General features: G+C 35.4%; 25 protein-coding genes. 17 read left to right on the plus strand and 8 right to left on the minus strand.

Annotation, left to right across the window (positions count from 1 at the left end):
* Positions 1 to 400: 400 nt before the first annotated feature.
* Both NYE67_RS08045 and NYE67_RS08050 read right to left on the minus strand, forming a co-directional pair.
* A complete protein-coding gene (locus NYE67_RS08045) occupies positions 401 to 583 on the minus strand; it encodes a transposase (protein WP_340727703.1) in 183 nt (60 codons plus the stop codon).
* Positions 562 to 1,119 (minus strand): GNAT family N-acetyltransferase, encoded by a 558-nt coding sequence (locus NYE67_RS08050; protein WP_445683009.1) that lies wholly within the window; start codon positions 1,117 to 1,119, stop codon positions 562 to 564. The genes NYE67_RS08045 and NYE67_RS08050 overlap by 22 nt, the downstream gene beginning before the upstream one ends.
* 507 nt (positions 1,120 to 1,626) lie before the next feature.
* Between NYE67_RS08050 and NYE67_RS08055 the strand changes: the two genes are divergently transcribed.
* The 5 genes from NYE67_RS08055 to NYE67_RS08075 all read left to right on the plus strand — a co-directional run bounded on the left by NYE67_RS08055 (position 1,627) and on the right by NYE67_RS08075 (position 7,328).
* Positions 1,627 to 2,346: an ABC transporter ATP-binding protein gene (locus NYE67_RS08055; RefSeq protein ID WP_340727705.1), complete on the plus strand. Its 720-nt coding sequence runs from the start codon at positions 1,627 to 1,629 to the stop codon at positions 2,344 to 2,346.
* Positions 2,315 to 4,780: an FtsX-like permease family protein gene (locus tag NYE67_RS08060; RefSeq protein ID WP_340730894.1), complete on the plus strand. Its 2,466-nt coding sequence runs from the start codon at positions 2,315 to 2,317 to the stop codon at positions 4,778 to 4,780. The genes NYE67_RS08055 and NYE67_RS08060 overlap by 32 nt, the downstream gene beginning before the upstream one ends.
* Positions 4,781 to 4,786: 6 nt before the next feature.
* Positions 4,787 to 5,293, plus strand: a complete 507-nt coding sequence (locus NYE67_RS08065; protein ID WP_340727706.1) for a PadR family transcriptional regulator — start codon at positions 4,787 to 4,789, stop codon at positions 5,291 to 5,293.
* A gap of 69 nt (positions 5,294 to 5,362) precedes the next feature.
* Positions 5,363 to 6,001 carry a hypothetical protein gene (locus NYE67_RS08070; protein WP_340727707.1) on the plus strand — a complete coding sequence of 213 codons (639 nt, stop codon included), beginning with the start codon at positions 5,363 to 5,365 and terminating at the stop codon, positions 5,999 to 6,001.
* Between the two features lie 313 nt (positions 6,002 to 6,314).
* Complete coding sequence (locus tag NYE67_RS08075; RefSeq protein ID WP_340727708.1) at positions 6,315 to 7,328, plus strand: S66 family peptidase; 1,014 nt, start codon at positions 6,315 to 6,317, stop codon at positions 7,326 to 7,328.
* Positions 7,329 to 7,479: 151 nt separating this feature from the next.
* Here the strand turns inward: NYE67_RS08075 and NYE67_RS08080 are convergent, their stop codons facing one another.
* Positions 7,480 to 7,725 (minus strand): N-acetylmuramoyl-L-alanine amidase, encoded by a 246-nt coding sequence (locus NYE67_RS08080; RefSeq protein WP_340728753.1) that lies wholly within the window; start codon positions 7,723 to 7,725, stop codon positions 7,480 to 7,482.
* Positions 7,726 to 7,936: 211 nt separating this feature from the next.
* On the opposite strand from NYE67_RS08080, the gene NYE67_RS08085 reads away from it, so the two are divergent.
* Positions 7,937 to 8,209, plus strand: coding sequence for a hypothetical protein (locus NYE67_RS08085; protein ID WP_340727709.1), 273 nt, complete (start codon positions 7,937 to 7,939; stop codon positions 8,207 to 8,209).
* 465 nt (positions 8,210 to 8,674) lie between these two features.
* Here NYE67_RS08085 and NYE67_RS08090 read toward each other — a convergent pair whose 3' ends face one another.
* Positions 8,675 to 9,238: a DUF4256 domain-containing protein gene (locus tag NYE67_RS08090; protein ID WP_340727710.1), complete on the minus strand. Its 564-nt coding sequence runs from the start codon at positions 9,236 to 9,238 to the stop codon at positions 8,675 to 8,677.
* Positions 9,239 to 9,440: 202 nt separating this feature from the next.
* On the opposite strand from NYE67_RS08090, the gene NYE67_RS08095 reads away from it, so the two are divergent.
* Positions 9,441 to 9,881, plus strand: coding sequence for a GNAT family N-acetyltransferase (locus tag NYE67_RS08095; protein WP_340727711.1), 441 nt, complete (start codon positions 9,441 to 9,443; stop codon positions 9,879 to 9,881).
* A gap of 16 nt (positions 9,882 to 9,897) precedes the next feature.
* A complete protein-coding gene (locus NYE67_RS08100; RefSeq protein WP_340727712.1) occupies positions 9,898 to 10,548 on the plus strand; it encodes a hypothetical protein in 651 nt (216 codons plus the stop codon).
* A gap of 143 nt (positions 10,549 to 10,691) precedes the next feature.
* On the opposite strand, the gene NYE67_RS08105 is transcribed toward NYE67_RS08100, so the two are convergent.
* Both NYE67_RS08105 and NYE67_RS08110 read right to left on the minus strand, forming a co-directional pair.
* The gene (locus NYE67_RS08105; RefSeq protein ID WP_340729669.1) at positions 10,692 to 11,630 is read right to left on the minus strand and encodes a hypothetical protein; all 939 of its coding nucleotides are present in this window, start codon (positions 11,628 to 11,630) and stop codon (positions 10,692 to 10,694) included.
* 14 nt (positions 11,631 to 11,644) lie between these two features.
* On the minus strand, positions 11,645 to 12,142 hold the full coding sequence (locus tag NYE67_RS08110) for an RNA polymerase sigma factor (RefSeq protein WP_340729670.1): 498 nt from the start codon (positions 12,140 to 12,142) through the stop codon (positions 11,645 to 11,647).
* Between the two features lie 179 nt (positions 12,143 to 12,321).
* On the opposite strand from NYE67_RS08110, the gene NYE67_RS08115 reads away from it, so the two are divergent.
* From NYE67_RS08115 to NYE67_RS08155, 9 genes are all read left to right on the plus strand, one after another.
* On the plus strand, positions 12,322 to 13,077 hold the full coding sequence (locus tag NYE67_RS08115) for a class I SAM-dependent methyltransferase (protein WP_340729671.1): 756 nt from the start codon (positions 12,322 to 12,324) through the stop codon (positions 13,075 to 13,077).
* Positions 13,078 to 13,097: 20 nt separating this feature from the next.
* A complete protein-coding gene (locus NYE67_RS08120; RefSeq protein ID WP_340729672.1) occupies positions 13,098 to 13,901 on the plus strand; it encodes a GNAT family N-acetyltransferase in 804 nt (267 codons plus the stop codon).
* Positions 13,902 to 13,915: 14 nt separating this feature from the next.
* Complete coding sequence (locus NYE67_RS08125; protein ID WP_340729673.1) at positions 13,916 to 14,320, plus strand: acyl-CoA thioesterase; 405 nt, start codon at positions 13,916 to 13,918, stop codon at positions 14,318 to 14,320.
* A 38-nt stretch (positions 14,321 to 14,358) separates the two neighbouring features.
* Entirely contained in the window at positions 14,359 to 14,889 is a 531-nt protein-coding gene (locus NYE67_RS08130; RefSeq protein ID WP_340729674.1) for a GNAT family N-acetyltransferase, read from the plus strand.
* 11 nt (positions 14,890 to 14,900) lie between these two features.
* Positions 14,901 to 15,689, plus strand: coding sequence for a DUF2785 domain-containing protein (locus NYE67_RS08135; RefSeq protein ID WP_340729675.1), 789 nt, complete (start codon positions 14,901 to 14,903; stop codon positions 15,687 to 15,689).
* Positions 15,690 to 15,932: 243 nt separating this feature from the next.
* Entirely contained in the window at positions 15,933 to 16,577 is a 645-nt protein-coding gene (locus NYE67_RS08140) for a S16 family serine protease (protein WP_340729676.1), read from the plus strand.
* A gap of 113 nt (positions 16,578 to 16,690) precedes the next feature.
* Complete coding sequence (locus NYE67_RS08145; RefSeq protein ID WP_340729677.1) at positions 16,691 to 17,191, plus strand: sigma-70 family RNA polymerase sigma factor; 501 nt, start codon at positions 16,691 to 16,693, stop codon at positions 17,189 to 17,191.
* On the plus strand, positions 17,181 to 18,200 hold the full coding sequence (locus NYE67_RS08150; RefSeq protein WP_340729678.1) for a hypothetical protein: 1,020 nt from the start codon (positions 17,181 to 17,183) through the stop codon (positions 18,198 to 18,200). The genes NYE67_RS08145 and NYE67_RS08150 overlap by 11 nt, the downstream gene beginning before the upstream one ends.
* Before the next feature lie 98 nt (positions 18,201 to 18,298).
* Positions 18,299 to 18,484, plus strand: a complete 186-nt coding sequence (locus tag NYE67_RS08155) for an antitoxin VbhA family protein (RefSeq protein ID WP_340729679.1) — start codon at positions 18,299 to 18,301, stop codon at positions 18,482 to 18,484.
* A 93-nt stretch (positions 18,485 to 18,577) separates the two neighbouring features.
* On the opposite strand, the gene nrdF is transcribed toward NYE67_RS08155, so the two are convergent.
* Both nrdF and nrdE read right to left on the minus strand, forming a co-directional pair.
* The gene (nrdF, locus tag NYE67_RS08160) at positions 18,578 to 19,540 is read right to left on the minus strand and encodes a class 1b ribonucleoside-diphosphate reductase subunit beta (protein ID WP_340729680.1); all 963 of its coding nucleotides are present in this window, start codon (positions 19,538 to 19,540) and stop codon (positions 18,578 to 18,580) included.
* Positions 19,528 to 21,621 (minus strand): class 1b ribonucleoside-diphosphate reductase subunit alpha, encoded by a 2,094-nt coding sequence (gene nrdE, locus NYE67_RS08165; protein ID WP_340729681.1) that lies wholly within the window; start codon positions 21,619 to 21,621, stop codon positions 19,528 to 19,530. Before nrdE ends, nrdF begins: the two co-directional genes overlap by 13 nt.

Here is a 21,621-nt window from a genome sequence, read left to right on the forward strand (position 1 = left end):
ACAATTTATCTATGATGGACAAATTTCAGGCATTTTAGTATTAGATGATAAGGGGGTTTTTCATCTAAGAAATAGTTCGGGAAATTATCAAATTGAACCAAATAATGCTATTTATGAACAAACAATGGAAATATATAACGATGTCAAAAACAATATGAGCCTGTGACAAAACGAAAAACATCTATTTTCAAAGAAAAAATAGATGTTTTTCTGCTTCTGCCAGAATTGATTTCAGTTACGGGGACGCTTTCCGGGGGCACCGCCTTACACGAACGTCTTAGGTGTCGGTGCTTCTGCGGTTACTCGGCGCAAAATAAATTTCGCTGTTCCTCAGGAAGCTTTGCTTGTAGCCGTCAGCTACACTGGCCCTTCACTCCAATCAATATATAATATCAATTTCTTAATAAGAGTATTTCGCTTTTACAAAGGCCTCTACACCGGTATGTTCATATTGTTTCACCCAAGTTAATAGGTAACGATGGGATACCCCTATATCAGCCGCTACTTTCCTTGAACTTTCTTTTCCATTTACATATCTTTGAACCGCTGCTATACCAATATTTAACCCTGTAAATTCACCCAATCTTTTCTTAGTAACCCCATGTAATAAATATCGTGGAATTTCCCAAACCTAAATAGCTCTTCTTTTAAAGTCCCTTCTAAAGAAAATCCACATTTTTCATAAGAGGTTAATGCTCTTTTATTGAAACTAAATACCTGAAGCTTTATTTTATTTAAATTCATATAATTAAATATAAAGTTGATCAATATTTTCATAGAATCTGTTCCAAAGCCTTTTCCTTGGTAGTCGGGGCCAATAGAAACACCAACATGACAAGTACTGTTTTTCCAATTCACTGAGTATACAGATATTGTCCCAATAAAGATTTTTTTATCTTTCAACTCAATTCCGAATATATATTCATCCTTTTCAGGATTTACTTCACTTAGAAACTTTTCATGGTCACTTTTAGTTGGTGGAAATGGAATCTCATCATTCATTAACAATCTACTTTCCATAACATCTTCAATTGCATAGAAATTCTCATAATCATCTTTTGAAATTTTACGTAAAGTGATTCTCTCACCTGTTAAAAATTTTTCAATATAATGCTTCATCATTTTTCCCTCCAATTAATTAGCAGGGAACAGCAGTAAGGATTATTCTACTGAACCCTTGCGGAATTTTTGCTCTTGTTACTGTGAAAACGTCTAATGCAATACATGCCATCATGAGTTCAACTCCCTTTACTTATGATAGTTAAAGTGTATATAAAGTTAACAATTTTTTCAATTGAGTTATTTAGCAATTCTCAACCTTTAACTAAAGTTTGTTGAAAAATTAAATAGTTACAGTACTGCTTTATCAAAAATTACAAAAAATTCCTTAACAATATAGATGCTAAATTTAAACAGATACCTTAGAATTGATATTTCAAGCATTGTATTACAGTCAAATTTAATGATAGAATAAAAACCCCTAAACATAATGTATACTAAGTATATATTATGTTTAGGGGTTTTTTATAGATAGATCATATTTATTAATGTAATTTAAAGAAATTTACTTTTATGTATTATATACTTAGTATATAATGTTTTTGAAAGGATGGGAGGAATTAAAACATGATTAAGGTTAGCAATTTGAAAAAGGAATTTATACAGGGGCAAGAAAGAACGGAAGTCTTGAAGGGAATTGATTTGAACGTTGAAGAAGGCGAATTTGTAGCTATAATGGGTCCAAGTGGTTCTGGAAAGAGCACATTACTTCAACTTTTAGGGGGGCTTGATGTCCCTACTGAAGGAGAGATAGTAATAAATCAAAATAATTTAAGTAATATGACGGAAAAAGAAAGAACGATATTTCGTAGAAAGTATATGGGTTTTATATTCCAAAATTATCAGCTACTCCCTACATTAAGTGTAGAAGAAAATATAGCTTTCCCTCTTCATGCAGATGGCAGTTTAACTAAAAAGAAGAACCAAATTATTATAGAACTGCTTGATGCTGTCGGATTGAAAGGACTTGGTCGGAAACGTGCTAATTTATTGAGTGGCGGTCAACAACAACGAGTTGCTATAGCCAGGGCATTAGTTAATAACCCTTCCGTTCTATTAGCAGACGAACTAACAGGGAATTTAGATAGAGTTAAAGCCGAAGAAATACTCGTTTTATTATCTAGATTCAATCGAGAAAACAATCAAACAATCATTATGGTAACGCATGATATTTTCGCAGCTGGATTTGCTGATCGAATCATTCTATTTAAGGATGGTGTTATTGATCAAGTGATTTCTAGAAAGGATGACAATTATGCTAAATATGTGGCGAATTTCATGGCGTAATATAACACAAAATAAAAAAAGATTTTTTATTTCCCTACTTGGGATAATCTTAGGGATAGCTTTTGTAACATCTATGCTTATTGCAGATAAAACAACAAATGATGTTTTCAATTATTATGAAGAAATGTATGTAGCAAATGCGGACTATTGGATTCTAAGTGATGAGCATACTTACTCTGAGGATGTGGTTTCTTCAGTTTTAACTAGTCCAATTGCGACGAAAACTATGCTTGCACTTGATAAACAAGCTTTTTTTGAACTGGAGGGTGACCAATCTCTAAATCAAAGATCCGTCCGAATTACAGGCGTGAATGATCAAAACAGCTCTTTATTGAAACTTCCTGTAATTGAAGGAAGTTTGAATAATGAAGGTTTGGTAATACCAAAAGCTGTTGCAAATCTGTTAAATAAAAATGTAGGAGATACAATTAGGTTTACCGATTTGGGAGAAGCTAAGGTTTCCGCCATTGTTGAATATACACCGTTACTTGCAAGTCCGAATAACTGGGAACGTGCTGAATCAACCAGCTTCCGAATCATGGCTCCATTAGAATTATTACAAGAATGGACTGCTATGGAGGACAAACTTTCCTATGTTAGATTTCAAACAAATGAAGATGGAGAGAAGCTTTTTCAATCTCTCCAAGAAGAATTACGTAATACAAATGCATATGTACAACCAGTTGTAGCGGATGATCGGCAAAGTAACGATATAGGAGGACTATACACATTCTTTTACTTAATTGCTGGGTTATCTATGTTTATTAGTGCATTTATTGTTTTTAATATGATTTATACAAGTGTTATGGAGAGAAAAAAGGAATTTGCAATCATGAAAAGTTTTGGATATCTACAAAGTTCTGTTTCCAGACTTATTCTTATTGAAGTACTACTGTTGGGGCTAATAGGTACAGTTGTTGGGGTGCCTATAGGAATTTGGCTTGGAGATTTGTTCATGCAAACTTTACTAAGCGTATTTGAATTTGACATGGTTTACACATTAAATTGGAAAATACCTGCATTAATAGCGGTAATAATCGGAATTTTATTTCCTGTTGTATCTTCATTATTTCCTATTTACAATGCGGGGAAAACCTCTGTGTTAGTGACATTAAAAACGGCAAATCAAACTCAATCATCGAGAAGCCTATACAAAGTTAGGGCAGTTCTGGGTGTTAGCTTGCTTGCTTTTGTATTTATCAATAATCCCATTTCTTATTTAGCGATTTTGGCAAGCATCATTTTGTTGTTTCCATTTTTGTTACTTGGTATGAGCAGAGTATTTAAACCTGTTTTAAAATTATTTTTCGGTTACTCTGGTAGTTTGGCAACGCAAAACCTTACAAAACAATTAAATCGAAATGCTAATACTGCTGCCATTCTTGCTGTGGGGATTGCAGTAATATTATTACTAAGTGCTGTTATTGAATCCGCACCTGAAAGTTATGAAAATGAAATCAGGAAGACGTATGGAGGAGACCTCAGAGTTTCATCAGAAGCACCTTGGTCTAATCTGGATAGAGAAAAATTATTATCGTATGACGCTGTTGTAAATGTGAATCCTTTAACGGAAGCTACGCCAATTACATGGGTAACTACTGATGGGGAGAAGAGACAGTTTTCTATCTTTGCTGTAGGTGAAGAAGGACCCACATTGTTTGAGAGTTCTAAAAAGGAGAATTTATATGATGAACTGGCAAAGGAACCTTCTGTTGTACTCGGCGAAAGGGCTTTTGATGAATGGGGTGGAAGTATAGGAGAATATATTTCCATTAATACACCTTCAGGTAAACAACAACTTGAAGTCCTTGAGGTAGTGAAGACATCGAATTACTCAGGCTATGTTGCATTTATGGATAAGAATCATTTAGATAATGAATTTGGTGGGGCGAATCATTTCGACATGTTAATAACTTTAAATGACGGATATAATGGTGAACGATTACGTAATGAGTTATGGTCGGATTTCAGTACTCATCTCTCAAAAGTAGAAACGGTGGAAGATAAAATTAAATCAACTACTTCAGCATTAATCGGTATGAATGAGTTGATTTTAATCATGTTAGTTTTAATCATTGGACTAGCTAGTATCGGTACAGCCAACACTTTATTAATGAATACGTTGGAGCGCACCAATGAGATAGGGACAATGCGAGCGCTTGGTTTTACAAAACAGCAAGTTAAAAAGATGATCATTGGCGAAGGCTTACTTATAGGATTGTCGGGGGTTATTGGTGGTATAATTTCAGGAGTAGTTTTACTTTATACAAGTAGCCAATCCGAACTGTTGGGAGGGTTTATATCTTTTCAATTACCTTTAGGGAATATTATTCTGGCACTAATTGCTGGTGTTTCTCTAAGTCTCCTTGCTTCTTGGATTTCCAGTACTACAGCTAGTAAAATAAATATTATATCATCACTAAAAGAAGGTTAAGCAATTATGTCGGTTAAGTACGGAATATTAACACTGCTGTTACTAAAAAAAAATCATGGATATGAATTAAAACTAGAGCTAGAATCCCTTTTGGGAATTAAAGAAAAAATTAATCCGGGTCAAATTTATACGACTCTAGACCGTCTAATACGTGATCAACTTGTCTTATCTGGAGGAATGGATGACCAAGAAAGAAAACTTTATGAAATCACTACGGAAGGTAAAAAAGAGTTGGAATATTGGTTATTGGAACCTGTACCCTATCATTCTACTAAAGAAGACTTTCATTTTAAATGGAGCTGTGCGCGTAAGATTAATTTCGAACAAGAAAAGAAAATGCTGGATGAACAAAAAGCGATGATAGTGAAAGATGTCATGGAATTGACTAAGTTTAAAACGGAATTTCTTCTTCAAGGTGACGAGAATAGGTATTTATTAATCACAGGTACCCTCTTACATTTAGAAGCAGATTTAAACTGGATTAATCAAGTTGAAAATCGAAATAGACCATAATTCTAGGCAAAGGTTTTTCTTTAAAAACCTTTGCCGCTATTCAATTCTTATGAAGGGGAGTGAGAACGATTGGATGTTATACTCGATTACAATTGGGAATTGTTTATCTTTTTAGAGGTATTGTCATTGGGGTGCCTGATCTTATTCGGTATATTTCGCTATTTTTTAAAAAAACCTCGATTTAGCATAATGTTTATTTTGTTATTTCTGTTTTTGTTGATAATTGAGGGATTACTCGGACTGTATGTCTATCGTCAAACAGGAGAAATATCAACTTTTCAAATCGTTATTATCATATTCATCATTTATGCTTTTACATTTGGTATACTCGATTTTATCAAATTGGATCGTTGGATGCGTAAAAAAATTGGGAAGTTACGTGGCGTTGAATTATTAACTGATAAAGATTATGAAATTATTGAAAAAAATAATAATCCTAAATATATTGCAAAGAAATATCGCGTATCATCTTATATTCATTTAGTTTTGTTCATCACAGTCCAAGCTATTCTGTGGGAATTTGGTACAGAAAGTTTGGCAGAAATAAAGATGTACTTAAGTGACTTTTCGTGGCTAGGAAATGGAAATGCTGAAGGGTCACCTTATCCAAATGATGCTGCGTTTGCAATAGGTGTAATTTGGGGAATTGTATTTATTGCTGATTTTATTAATTCATGGTCTTATACATTTTTTCCTAAAAATAGGTAGAAGTAAGTTTGAACTTAAAAATTATACATTTCTACTATCCTAGCCTATTCTTTTTTGGACATTATTAGAAATAAAGCTTTTAGCTATAGTCCTTGTTTTGTTTTTGTAGGAGAACAAAGCCCAAAGCGGGAGGCGTTCCGCAGACCAGCTTGCTGGGTGAGGACCTTAAAACGTGGTTAATGAGGTATATATGGGTTGGAGTAGCCAATTTAATTTGATGATGCATTAATCTTTGTGATGTGAAAAGAATCCTTTTGGACGATTAAGTTTATGAAGCAATGTACTTAACTAACGGGGAGGTTAGTGGCTAAATATGATAAAGTATCCATTCTTAGATAAAGACACAACGATAGGGGTAACTGCACCATCATCTGGAGTACCAAGTGAATTACATGGATTGTTAATTTCTGCATTTAAAAGTATGGAAAAGAAAGGTTTTAATATAATTAGTGATGAAACTGCTTGGACTCAGGATAAGGCAAAGTCTGCGTCTGCTAAAAAGCGTGCGGAAGAGTTTAATAAAATGATGCTTAATGGGGAAATACAACTAATTATTCCTCCTTGGGGTGGACAACTACTTATTGAGACGCTTGAGTATATTGACTTTGAAAATATACAAAATAAATGGGTATTAGGTTATTCTGATATTAGTCTGCTACTGTTAGCAATCACATTGAAAACTGGTGTTGCTACGGCCCACGGAACAAATTTAATAGATTTAAGAGGAGAGTATTCTGATGATACGACAGCAATGTGGCAATCTGTTTTATCCACCAAAATGGGTGAAGCAATTCTCCAAAAATCATCAGAAAAATATCAGAAGGAATGGCAACATGATAACCCTACTCCTTATATTTTCAATCTAACAGAACGAACTTACTGGAAATCAATTGAAAACGAAAAAGTTAAGGTGCAGGGGCGATTACTTGGAGGATGTATTGACACAATTAGGCATTTAGTTGGTACACCATATGGCGATGTACAGAACTTTAAAAAGAATTATATAGAAGGAGATTCTATCATTTGGTATTTCGAAAATTGTGAGTTATCAACCACTGACTTACGTAGATCCCTCGTACAAATGAAATTTGCTGGTTGGTTTGAGAATTGTACTGGTATTATGTTTGGTAGAAGTCCAGCAAATACACCTGTTACAAATTATACAGTGGAAGATGTCTATAAAGAACTTTCAAACGAGCTTCAAATTCCTATTTTATACGATATTGATTGCGGTCATGTTCCACCACAAATCACTTTCATAAATGGTGCATATGCTGAAGTTGAATCATATAATGGTCAAGGTATTGTATTACAAACTTTTAAATAATATTGTGCGAGATATTATTTAAACAATGTTAAGCTAATAGGGCTTTAGTCTATTAACGATCTACCACAATCGCGCACAATTGTGGAAGATCGTTTGTCTTAATAAAAGGCAACCCCCAGTATAAAACTGACAGCTGCCTTCCTATGTTTTTTTACCCTCCTAATTTCTGAACACAAGCTGGAAACGTATTAACTTTATTTACAGCAGGAAGAATCGCTTTCACAATTACAACAACAATCACATCAAATTTAGCGTCAAACAGCTGATTATCAGCACTATTATCAATAAAACCAACTTCCATAAGCGATGCGGGAGCCCTTGTATTTTTTAGTACATAAAATTGAGCTTCTTTCACACCTCGATTTCTAAATCCAACGCTCACTAAAGCATTTGGGATCTTATCTGCAGGATGCTTTGGGAACTAAATAATGGTATTGAGCGTTTTTAATAGACTGAACATGTATTTAAAGACATATTAACGAGAGGAGGGACTTATGAGAAAAAACCATTACATTATTGTTATTGTTGTTATTATCCTAGGCTGATTACTACTTTTTTGGGGAAGTCAAGCAGGCGAAAATTCAATTTCTGCTAATGAAATATACATAATGATAGAACAAGGAGAAACACAAATCGATTTAACAAAACTAACTGATTTAGAATGGACCCAAGTTGATGTGTTTGGACCGTATACAACAGATGAAATGATAGAAGATTCAATGGATATTCAATTTAATTTTCTATTTGGAGGAATTGATGTACTCGAAACTGATTTCTTGTTAGTATTTGCCAATGAAAAAAAACCAGTGGGGAAAATATACCTCTCTAGAAAATATGGAGATTATACAGTAAAAAACAATAAAATTCTGATTGTTGAATAGTAATTTATTTTTACATAAATATAAATTTTCTATAAAAATAACGTTCCCAAATGCAAGTTTGGCAAGAAGTGAAAAGGGCAGAAATGTTGTTAAATCAATATTTCTGCCCTTTTCTATCGGCATATTACTTATGCATAGTTATATGCATTTTTCATAAAAGCCAGTGCTAGTAATGATTTGAGGGTACTTTTTGATGTGTTGCGTCATTGGTTTTCTTGTATAAAATCATGCATATCATTATCGGAGTAAATTTGTATTTTCGAAGTAACCCCAATTAGAGTAAAATATAATGCTCAGAAATTATCGGAGCATTCTTAATCGCCTTTTATATAGAGAATTTACTGTCTAAATATAATGCTAATTAGCGTGTCATTTACATTGTTTTTAATACTTATCTTCTTATCAAGCGAACCCGTTATACTTATGTCCTAGCCTCTTTTTAAAATTTTTATCAACAATAAAAGATTAAATTGTTAACGACCCTCTGAATCCTCGCGCACTATAGTAAGAGTCTGCACCATTATGATACATGAAGACCGTATCATATCGACGATCGCAGAAAATCGCTCCTCCAAGTTTACGTATTTCCGGTGGTGTCAAAACCCAGCTAGAAGTTTTCAAATCAAATTTTCCAAGCTGCTGTAATGAGCGATATTCGACTTCTGATAAAATTTCGATGCCCATCGTTGCCGCCATATTCATTGCACTGTCTTCCGGCTTGTTTTTCTTTCTCGCATCCAATGCCTCCTGGTCATAACAAATACTTCTGCGACCTTTAGGGCTTTCAGGTGAGCAGTCCATAAAAGTATACGTGTCCGTTTCATAATGATAGGCAACGACATCAGGCTCACCTTCTGTACGTTCCATTTCATGAAGAGACCAAAGCTTTTCGGGATTTGCTTCAATTTTTACCTGCACATTTTCCCAATCCATATTCGGGTGACGCTCCATATGCTGTTCAAAGCGTGCTTTCAAAGTTGCAATTAATTTAATTTGTTGTTTGTTTGGTAACGTTTTTTTAGTTGCCATAAAAGAGAACACCTCGTTAAGTAGTTGATTGAGTTAATGATACTGTACATATGATAAAAATGTAAATATTTACAGCTAACGGTGCTGTAATAATGGTAAAATTTGAGGAAAGGGGCTAGGTGTCCCGAAGGCAATGCGCTACTATAGCATAAAAATGCGATAATGTTTCAACTTCTAAATATCATAAAAAGGGGTACTTACTTTGGAATATAAAATTTTTCAAGAAACCGATTTAGTTAAATGTACTGAAACGTTTATTAAAGTGTTTAATGATGAGCCGTGGAATGATGAATGGACATTTCCGAATGCTCAAAAGTACTTATTAGATTTTTATCATACGCCTGGATTTTTTGGGGTTATCGCACTAGAAAATGAAGAAGTAATCGGTTTTATAATGGGCGTACAAAGAAAATGGTGGAGTGGGGATGAATTTTATATCCATGAAATGTGTGTGGACTCCGAACATCAAAATAGGGGAATTGGTAAAGCATTGCTGGATTATTTAATTAACTCTCTAGAAAATAAGATAAGCAACATTACGCTTCTAACTGACAGAGGAATTCCAGCTGAAGCATTTTATAAGAAAAACGGGTTTGAAGAAATTGAACGTCTTGTCTTCTTAAGCAAAAATCTTGAATCATAGATGGGGGTGTAAATAATTGAAAAGAATCTTAATAGGCTTAAGTTTTATGTTTATGCTCGTTGGCTGTTCGAATAAGAATGAGGAAAATTCTCCAAATAGTGACAAAGTAGAAGAAGTAAATGCTTCAACTCAGCTTCTGGAAGATAACACTGCCCAAATCGACAAATTAGAACTACAAAACGAAGAATTGCAGGCTACTTTAGATAATCTTCAAACGGATTTTAGCTATAAAGAAGAGGAAGCGGCGTATTATAAACAATTGATTGCTGACCTTATTAAAGATTATAGTGACGCCCAATTAAAAGATTTAGCAATAAATTTATGGGATTACGAATTGCAAATTAACGGGGTACTGGTTCCAGTGAATGGTTTAGTTGATATTCAAGATCAGTCGATTGAAATTTCTTTGATAGAAAGACAAACAGAATATCCGATTTTGCCATCGGAAATATTTATGCAAGGGCAAATTAGCGGGGATTATATAGATCATATAAAAGTGAATTCAAATCCCTCTGAAACCTACGTCACTGATGGCACGGTTGTGACTGCTGTACATCATAAATATGAAAATGTAGAAAAAGGTTCAACTATTTCATTTACGATAACGGAAGAATTAAAAGAACGATTGGGACTGGAAACTACCGAAATAACGATTAATAAGAAATAATATTGATTTCGAAACATTATTTGGAGAACAGCTACTTGAATCCCTAATGAGATATTTGGATCGTGAAATTAAATTAAATCAAGATATATACCCCTGTCCTTTAACTGGAACAGGGGTATAGTCATTTTACACAAAACTAATATTTAATTTGTTAAAAGCATATTCGCAACTTCAATAAAAGTTTGTAAACTCACATTTTCTTCTGAGATAACAGGATTTCGAATTGAGATTAAATAATTTTCTTCTGGTGTTTGCTGAACAAATACTAATTTTCGTTGTTCTTCACTATAATAAGCATTTGTGGTCAAAACATTATCCAGTTTGACAAAACTAGACAGGTCTTCGCTTGTTTTTAATCGCTTGTTAATACTATCAATTGTAATATCAAATGCTTTACTGAAAGGAAATTCATTCGTTTCATACCATAAAGATATCGAGTGAACGGAAGATAATAACTCTCCTTCTAATACTGCGTAATGTTGATTTTGTTTCAGTGCTTGTTGTTTTAACTGCTCTATAATTTCCATCATTTCCTCGTAAGATTTTTCAGGGGTATTGTAAATTAAGCTTCCTTCTTTGAATTCGTATTGTTCTAATAAAGTTTTTGGAAATGTCCATCTAGTTGTTAAGTCAACAGGTAGATTATCGAATGAGCGAAACGTATCAAAATTATACAGAGAGAATATATCTGGCTCACCATATTGCTCAAATGCTTCTACATCTAAAAAGTATAAAAATTTCCCTGGTTCAATTGTTTTCCTTAATTGATCCATTAGTTCTCTATTTTTCATATTAATGTCATTCGCTTGATTGTGAGGAATCATTTCTTCATCTGTCATTGTTTCTAACTCAATTACAGAAGATGCATCCTTATTAAAAAACGTCAATCCATTGAAATTCATGGCCCCAACTGTTGCGACAGAAAGGAATAACCCGAAACAAATCATAGCAAACATTGGAAACCGTCTCATCTTTTTATCTTTATGAGATGAGATTTTATGAATAACTTGCTGTTTGTTTGGACTTTCGATTTGCTCGTATTGTTCCTTCAACTTTTTCTCAAACATATCGAAATCTTTCATATACTCAACCCCTTCTATAATAATTTTTTCACTTTTACTTTTAAACGTTCATATCGTTTTCGGATTGTTGCGGGTGGTTTTTCAAAAATCTGACCGATTTCCTCAAAACTATAATTTTCAATAACACGTAATAGCAGGAGCGATCGTTCTTCAGGCTTTAAATGGACAAGTATTGATTCAAGCTGATCATCATTGTCGTGATCAAAGACTGCTGTCTTTGCTTCCTGCTCAATAAAGGGAATGAAAGACTTTAATTTTTTTCGCTTTATTTTATTGAGACAGTGAAAATATGAAATTTTATAAAGCCAGGCATTTGGATTTTCAATCGTGGCTAATTTGCCGTACTTCATCGCCTTTATAAAAACTTCCTGTACGGCATCTTCAGCGTCATATGTATTTCGTAAGAGGCTGAAACAATATTTGTAAATTTTGTCATAGTACGTTTCAATGAGTTCTTCTATCTCATTAGTAAATAATTGGTTATTGGCAATAGTCATCATTTTGTGTTGCATTAAACCACTCCTTTCATAAACATTAGACAATTTAGCGGTTGGAAATGTGACATGATTTGGAAAATATGTATATAGAAAAAATAATGATTCAGTGATAAAATCAAAATCATTATTAAATTAGAAAATTATGTTAATAAAGAATAATTCAAAATCTCGAAAAAATAAAGGGGGACAAGCGCTTGAATAATATCATTGAAAACAATAAAAAAAGCTGGGATATCGTTGCGAAGCATTTTGCAGGGGGAGACGCATTACCGAGCTATGGGCCTTTAGCTCAAACAGAGGAAGAGCTACATTTAATCGGATCTGTTGCAGGGAAGAAGGTGCTGGAAATCGGATTTGGCAGTGGCCACTCTCTTTTATATATGAATCACAATGGAGCTAAGGAGCTTTGGGGTGTTGATTTTTCTAGCTCGCAAAAAGAACTGGCTCAAAATACGTTAAATGGAATTGAAGCAACATTACATACAGCCCCAATGGAACAGGAAATTGGTTTACCGAAAAACTATTTTGACTTAGTGTATTCCATTTATGCAATCGGCTGGTCTAGTGATTTATCCGCAACGTTTAAGCTCATACATAGCTATTTAAAAGATGGGGGCGAGTTTGTTTTCAGTTGGGAGCACCCTTTCTATAGCCATATCAAGTGCCGGGATCATCAGTTTTTATTAACCGATTCTTACCAGCGTGAAGGATATATTGAAACGACGACATTTAAAGGGGAAGATGCGCCAATGCAAATTCCCAAATATAAAATGGCAACCTTTATTAATGCACTGTTACGAGCGAACTTTGAACTTGTGGAGATTGTTGAAAGTGATATACCTGAACACGCAAAAACTGAAGAAGTAATGTATTCCGAGAGATATTATTCACTGCATAAAGCCAGTCACTTTCCTACGACGTTTATCGTAAAGGCTAGAAAACGCAGTTAATCAAATAGGGGGTAAGTAGGATGATCAGAAAATTAACAAATAATGACCGCGAACTAACAATGGCACTTGTAGAAAAAAAGCCGGCAGAAAACTTATTTATTATTGGTGATATAGAGGCTTATGGGATGGAGTCAGATATTCAGGAGCTTTGGGGGCAATTTGAAGACGATCAGCTAATAGCCATTTTACTGCGCTACGATCAAAATTATATTCCCTATAGCGAAGGGGACTATGATACGACAGGGTTCGCAGAAATTATTAATAAAAACAAAGGTCGGATAGAAATTTCGGGATTACAGCATTTAATCGCCCCATTACGCAAATTGATTAATCGTGGTATCCGCAGAGACAGTGAAACGTATTATGAGAAATGTACAAAATTGACGGTTCCGATTTCAGATTTGGATTTTTTGAATGTGACGTATTTACAGCCGAATGACTATGAAGAAAATATTGAAATGCTCAAGTCCATTCCTGAGTTTTCAACAGGTACATTTAGTATTGAAGGAAGAGAACGCGCGGAAAAATTTAAAACAGGGCGTACATATATTATTCGCGATGAACACGGCGTTATGGTGTCATCTGCATCGACCACTGCTGAAAATTCCCAGTCTGCGATGATTGTTGGAGTAGGAACAAAACCGGGTTATTTGAAAAAAGGGTATGCGACACACTGCATGCTAAAGCTTTGTCGGGACTTGCTTGCTGAAGGGAAATCGATTTGTTTATTTTACGATAATCCGGCTGCAGGGCGCATTTATAAGCGAATTGGATTTGAGGATATTGGTTTTTGGTCAATGATTCGTTATGAAGAGGGAAAATAAGGGGGAGAAAAATTGTGAGAACTTTATTAGCAGAACAGCCAATTCAAATAAATGCCTATGATATCGATGCAATGGGCATTGTCAGTAATATTGTGTACGTACGATGGTTTGAGGATTTACGAATGGCTTTTTTAAATGAGCATTATCCACTAGCAGAAATGATGGCAGTGCAAATTTCACCAATTTTAATGAAAACAGAAATAGAATACAAAGCCCCTTTAACGATTTTTGATAAACCGGTCGGACGGTGCTGGATGGTGAAAATCGGCCAATCCAGTTGGGAAATGGAACTGGAAATTACTACAGAAAAACATATCCATTGTACCGGCAAACAATCCGGCTGCTTTTATCATTTAGAAAAGAAAAAAGTTGCAAAGATTCCGGAACCATTGAAGAAGCTTTTTGAAAATGGGCAATAAAGGTTATTTATGATTGTTAATTTAGGAGAGTGTAATATATGACAATAAAAATTCAGCGATTTCATTCAGAAGTTCAAGATTTAACGGAATTCCTTACTAACAATGAATGGCAGTTTTTCGCGAACCCTGTAGTGAACCCTTCAGAAATAAAAGAAAAAGTAGTGAATGGTTATTATGAAAATGGTCGCGAAACATTTTGGATTCTAGTTGATCATGAAAAGGTTGGACTTTTAATCATCGATGATATTGATGATTCGATTCCATTATTCGATTTACGGTTAACTCCAAAAGCAAGAGGAAAGGGAACAGGGACACAAACTTTACGCTGGCTGCAAAATTATTTATTCGGAGAAAAAGGGAAAATCCGTATCGAAGCCTATACGAGAGCGGATAATGTACCAATGCGAAAATGCTTTTTAAAGTCGGGATTTGTAAAAGAGGGCTATTTGCGAAAAGCATGGGAAAATGAAGACGGCACGGTTGTAGATAGCGTGCTGTATGCTGCTATTTATGAAGACTGGAAAACTGGCAAAATAACACCGGTTCAACTTGATGAGGTGCCTTATTGAAAGGGGAGAGTATGAAAGAGACTCTTGAATCTATCGTAAAAAAAGAAGAAATAAATTTAGACCTAATCAATATAGACGAACTGCTCCAATTCATGCTGCAAAATATCGGAAATCCGGATGCTTATTTACGTGATGACCTAATTTATAGGGGATTTTGCGAATTAATTCTGAACGAAAAATTAACGGTAGAACAATTAGTTGTACTATTAAATACATGCATGGATGATGAGTATCTTTATTTAAATATTTCGCATAACGGTCCTTCAGATGATGTATTTACGCGATCTTTTTCAGCACTTGTCATTGCGCTTATTTTTGGTAAAGACCGTGAAAATAGAATATTGCCTGAAGTACTTATTCTAGAGGCGATTCAACGTATTGTTGACTATTTAAAGCTTGAAAAGGATTACCGAGGCTTCGTTCATGAAAAAGGCTGGGCACATGCGGTTGCACATGGTAGTGACTTATTAGCTGAAGCCATTGCACATCCGCTTATGAAGGATTTACATATGTGTCATAAAGCATTGCAAAGTTTAAAAAGCTGTTTGCACACGGAATATGCTTTTATTGATAAAGAGGAAGCGCGCATGCTACCGGTAATTGATGCTTTACTGGACAAAGGATTGACAGACGAACAGTTGTTAGCGTGGGTAAAGGATTTAAATGAAATTGAAATAGAAGATTGGCATACGAAATACCGGTATGAATGGAATGTGAAGAAGTTTGAGGCCACGTTATTACGGCATTTATTAAAATCAAATAAATGTGTACGAACAACCAACTGGATTATTGAGGTTTAGCAGAAGGGAGATGAAAGGTTGAAACGAGCTACACTAATAGTTCTGCCGTTCATTTTATACATATTGGGTTTACTGCTTTATTATTTCGACAAGATTAATATTTATCTGTTTTTTATTTTGATAATAACTGGCTTAGGAATGTCACTTATAGGATTTTATCTTTACCGGCACAACAATCGGCATAAGCAGATTTTTGCTGGGAGTTTTTTTGTAATATGTCTAATATGTGTGTATGAATCTCGCTTGATCAATTATGAAATCTATACTTATTTCGTAACGTCCTATAACGAGCCTTTTGAAATTGTTGAAGATTCAGGTATACATATACTTTCAGTGGATATCTTCGAAGCGGCATATATTGATGATTTGGATTACTTAATACAGACGCTAGAATTATCAAATGATAAAGAAGTATTGGATGCGGAAACGGTAACAAATAAAATTCGTTATACTTCGAAAAATGATGAGTTATTAAGTTATATACGTCCCAAAGAGAAGCATTTTGAAACGATGAAGGAAAATGTAGTGGCTTATCTGCCAGGAACCTCTTCTGCTATTGAAGATTTTTTAAATAGAGAAGATTTTGAAGGTGACAGTGCAGGACTGGCCACTGTATTAAGCGGACTCGCAGAAAAAGGCAGCTTCAACAATAACGTACCGATTGCCGTAACAGGTGCGATTGACGGGGAAGGGAATGTGAAGGAGATTGGCTCGATGAAAGCTAAAATTCTCATTGCTGAAAAAAGCGGATTTTCGCATATTCTCTTACCTGAAGAAAATGCGAAAGAAGCGAGAGAAGTAAAGGACATACACCAACTTAACATCGAAATTATTGAAGTAGCATCGGTTGATCGTGCTGTAATGGAAATAGAGAAGCTAAATACGTAAGTCTTTAGAGCGCTATGGTGATTTTTCCATAGCGTTCTTATATTTTAAATAAAAGGATAAATTTAAAGCCAAAGTGCATGTTCAATCGTTATATAGTCAAGCGAGGTGAAGAAATGGATTTTGAACGACTTGTTCATACATATACGAACTATTTATTAAAGTTAAGCTTTCTTTATGTAAAAGATCGACAAGCGGCCGAGGATATTGTGCAGGATGTTTGGCTAAAAGTCATGCTTTCAAAGAATGAAATAACGAGTGAGAAAAGTTATTTAGTCCAAATAACAGTAAATCAGTGTAAAGATTATTTGAAAAGTTGGCGTTATAAAAAAGTGCGGGTAATTGATGTGCTTGGTTTTGAAAGAAGCGCATCACAAAAGGATGAACTGATTGTTATAGAAGAAAAAAGTGATATAGGAAAGGCTGTCTGGCAGCTGCCAATTAAATATCGTGAAATTATTATCCTTTATTATTACGATACGCAAACGGTCCATGAGGTTGCTTTTACTTTAAAGCTAGCGGAAGGCACAGTGAAAACAAGGTTAATTAAAGCAAGAAAGCTTTTAAAGGAACAATTAAACGAATCAGATTGGGAGGTGTTAAATAGTGAAGCATGATTTAGACAAATTAACAGGACCCATGGATGAAGAAACAAAACGTGTACAGCAAAAAGCACTCGAACAGTACTATAAATATAAAAATGGCAGAAAAAAATTCAAATGGGGCTATCCGGTTGTAGTTATACTATTTCTCTGTATGGTAGCGTTCATATATCCGTTGCAAAAATCAGAAGAATCAGCAAGTAACGTTTATATTGAACCGATAGATGAACAGCTATTTTTGCTAGATGTTTATTCCCATCAATATAAGCAAGTTCGATTTATGACAAAAGCAGAGGCTATTAAATATAGTATTGAAACTTCGATAGATCGTAGTGCACTCTTAACATATGCAAAGCATGAAAAGATTGAAGTCGATAAAGATTTAATCGCAAAAAATGTAGAACTGTCTCTATACTATATAGAAAATAATGTAATCGAGAAACTCAAACAAGAAAAAATGCTTGAGGCGTTTAGTTTAACGAATGATGAATATAAAGAAATTATTCTAAAGTATGCGACAGTTAATTCGGTTATTGATAGCTTCATTAAAGAGCGCAAAATAAAAGGTTCAAAAGGTAAAGCAACTGGCCAAATCTACCAGAATGCTCGAGATTTTTACAGATTGCATGCAGCAGAGGAAATTGAGAAGTTTGAGAAAGAACAAAATTCGAAGGTAACTGAAAAGCCACCATTAATAGAAGTAGAGACGCCGGAAACATTTCGTTTTGCAGCCAAAAATGACATGGCACTGGATCTCGGTTTGAATGACCAACAGCAATATGAGTTTATAAATTCATTTATAATGTTAGATTATATTGGCCGAACATATGGAACATTAATCTATGAGGCTGCCCCAATCAAAGAATATCCGTTTATGTTTGAGCCATCGTTTTATATGGATTACAAACGAAATATTGAAAAGCTGGCCTTACAACCGAAATGGCGTTATGAAGCGTTGGAGGTACTGGAGATTTTAGAGATATTTGAACGTAGCTATAAAGATGATTATCCGTTTTTACAATAAGCAAGAATTTATTTAATCCGAAACAAAACGCAGCTTTTTTTGAATCAGTTTTCAGCAATATGGTATAATAAAGTTACTTTTAAAAAGGGGTGTATTGCATGAACACAAACTCACGCCTAGAACGACAAAAACAAATTCAATTCGCTGTTGGCATGGCTGCACTTGATGGTGGTAAACCGACTGCTTTCACACAAAACCTGTTGAACCAATATGAAACTGGTCAAGTAACTTCTGGTCAGCTAAAGCAAGCTATTCTTCAAAAATACGCAAAGGCTTCTAACTAATGGATCCATATGTTTATCCAAGGCTTAAAATTAAACTCTTAAATTAAAAGGGATGTCCAATAATTCGAGAATTATTGGACATCTCTTTTAAGACTAGAATTTAAACGTATCATCCGTAATAGGGGCCACTTTAGCAACCGCATAAGTCGATCCTTTTTGACTGAAGAAATCATACGTTGATCCTGTATTGGAAATCCCGTTCATGACAATCGGGTTTACTTCCTCGTCAGGGAACATCGTATCTAGCCCCAAGTTCATGAGTGCTTTATTCGCATTGTATCGCACGTATTTTTTCACTTCCGGAGAAAGTCCAGTTTCTGCATATAAATCATCGGTATACTTCATTTCATTTTGATATAAATCGAGTAAATACTCATAACCCCACAAAGTAAGTTCCTGCTGTTTTTCCGCTGTGAACGTTTTGAAAATGTTCTGGGCGAAAAAGCCGAGTGCTACTCCGTGGATTGATTCGTCGCGCAAGATTAAACTAATCACTTCCGCACTATTTCGCAGTACACCTTGTCCTCCTAAATAAAGCGGGTAGAAGAAGCCGGAATAGAATAAAAAGCTTTCCAGCATAACTGAAGCGTACATCGCTTTCCATAAGCTTTCCGGGTCATCTTCTTTTATAGCGGTGTATACTTCGCCAATGCGATTTGCTTTATATTGAAGAAACTCATTTTTTTGCACCCATTCGAACACTTCGTCAATTTCCGTATTTGTGCACAGTGTTGTGAAAATATACGAATAAGACTTCGCGTGAATCGCTTCAAACGATCCGAAAACTGTTAATACCGCTTTTTCCTGAAAATCAGGTGTATACTTAGCGATTTCATTCATCCCGATGTTCGTTTGTACCGTATCAAGCAATGTCAGTCCGCCGAACACTTTTTTGTACGTATCCTGGTGCTCGAATTCCTTCCATTGTTTCACGTCTTTACTGACCGCGATCTCCTCCGGAAACCAGATTTGCTTCCATTGCTGATCCCAGAAAATACGAGCGAGTTCACTCGTTGGGGTATTCCAGTTGACCGCTTTATACGTTAAATTTGACATGCGACACACTCCTCAATTGTAAGTAAACGTTGGCGTACGTAATAAACGGTTTTAATGCCACGCGTCCACGCATAAATGTAGGCTTTTGCTAATTGTTCTGTGTTCCACTGATCCGTTACGTAAAGCGTCATGGAAATTCCTTGATCAACATGCTTTTGCGCGGCTGCGTAAAGGTCGATCAGTTCATACGGATTTACATCATAGGCTTCGGTATAAAGTTCCTCATTGTCATTTGTTAAAAATGGCATCGGATAAATTGTACGGCTGTCTGCATAGTCACGTACTTCCACACGTTCCGTAACAGGGGAGATGGAAGCCGTACAGCTGCGAATGTAGGAGATACTGCCTGTCGGAGCGATCGCCAATCTGTATGAGTGGAATAAACCATGCTCCAATACGTCAGACTTTAACTGCTGCCACATATTTTGAGTAATAATCGGTGTAGCCCCAAGTGCTTTAATCACTTCAGGTGTAAGTTCTTTTTCTTCTTTGTTTAGATAGCTTTCAAAGTAAACACCGCTCGCATAATCACTTTCTTCAAATCGGTAAAATGTTTCGTTCTTTTCCTTGGCAATTTCCATCGATGCTTTTAACGAATAATAGTTCAATGCTTCCATAAACGCATCGATAAATTCGATGGACTCTTTGGAACCATAACGGATTCCGCTTTGTACGAGGTGTCCATGCAAGTTCATAACACCTAATCCGACAGAGTGCATTACTTTGTTCGCTTTAGATACAGAAGGAACGTTGATGATATCCGTCATAGTTGAAACATTCGTCAAAAGACGCATTGCTGTATCGACAAGCTGTCCGAAGTCCTGAACTTTCGTTGCTTCGTGAATGTCGATCGAGCCTAAGTTACAAGAGACATCGAGGCCATATTCATTCACCTGGTTTTGGTCAGTAATGACACTTGTTTGCTGGTACTGAAGAATTTCGGTACAAAGATTAGACATCTTCACCCGCCCGATTTCCTTTAACGGATGAGCGTTATTAACATTATCATCAAATATCTCGAACGGATAACCCGATTCAAATTGCGCTTTTTTGATTTCCGTATATAATTTACGTGCATTTAATCGTTTCAGTTTACGGATGTTCGGATTATCTAATAGCTCGTAGTACATTTCCGTAATCGAAATTTCCGACATGCGTTTTCCGTATTCTTTATAAATGTCATAAGAACTGAACAAGACGATATCTTTATCCCGACGCATCAGTTCAAAGAAAATATCCGGGAGAATAATCCCTGTTGAAAGTGTGGCAAGACGGATTTTGTCGTCTGCATTTGGTTTTTTTGAAGAGATGAACGCCTCAATATCTCCGTGGAAAACATTTAAGTAGACGACTCCGGAACCATTTCGTTGTCCAAGTTGATTTGAATAACTAAACGAGTTTTCCAGCAATTTCGCAACAGGCATAACCCCGCTCGCACGGTTTAATATCCCTTTAATTGGATCACCTAACGGACGCAGATCAGTCAAGTTTACCCCGACACCACCACCCAAGCGGGAAAGCTCCAGGCAATAACCGATGTTCTCCGCAATCGAATTCATCGTGTCGTCCATCGTCAGCTTAAAGCATGAGACAAGCTCACCACGCGCCTTTTTCCCGCTGTTAAGAGCAGTTGGTGTTGCCGGCTGATAGGCAGTCATGACTGCTTCAATGGCCTTTTCCGCCAATGCTTCATCACCCTGTGCTAAATAAAGCGCAATAATAACGATTCGGTCTTCATATTTTTCAAGAATTTCTTTCCCGTCTCGGCTTTTCATCGCATAGCTATCGTAAAACTTCGAAGCACTCATAAATGAGGGGAAGCGGAATTTGTACGAATATGCTTTTTTGTACATCCGTTTAATAAAATCCATTGAGTACATTTCAAGAAATTCCTTTTCATAATAGCCTTCATCAACTAAGTAGCGTACTTTTTCCTCAATATCGATAAAGTAGCGTAAGCGGACATTCACGTCTTCAAGGAAATAGCGGCGTGTTGCTTCTTTATCTTTTGCTAAATCCAGTTCACCGGTAGCGCGGTAACGATTTAATATGTCATTGTTTAATTTTAAATATTGTTTCAT

The organism is Solibacillus sp. FSL W8-0474, assembly GCF_038004065.1.
Taxonomy (GTDB): domain Bacteria; phylum Bacillota; class Bacilli; order Bacillales_A; family Planococcaceae; genus Solibacillus; species Solibacillus faecavium.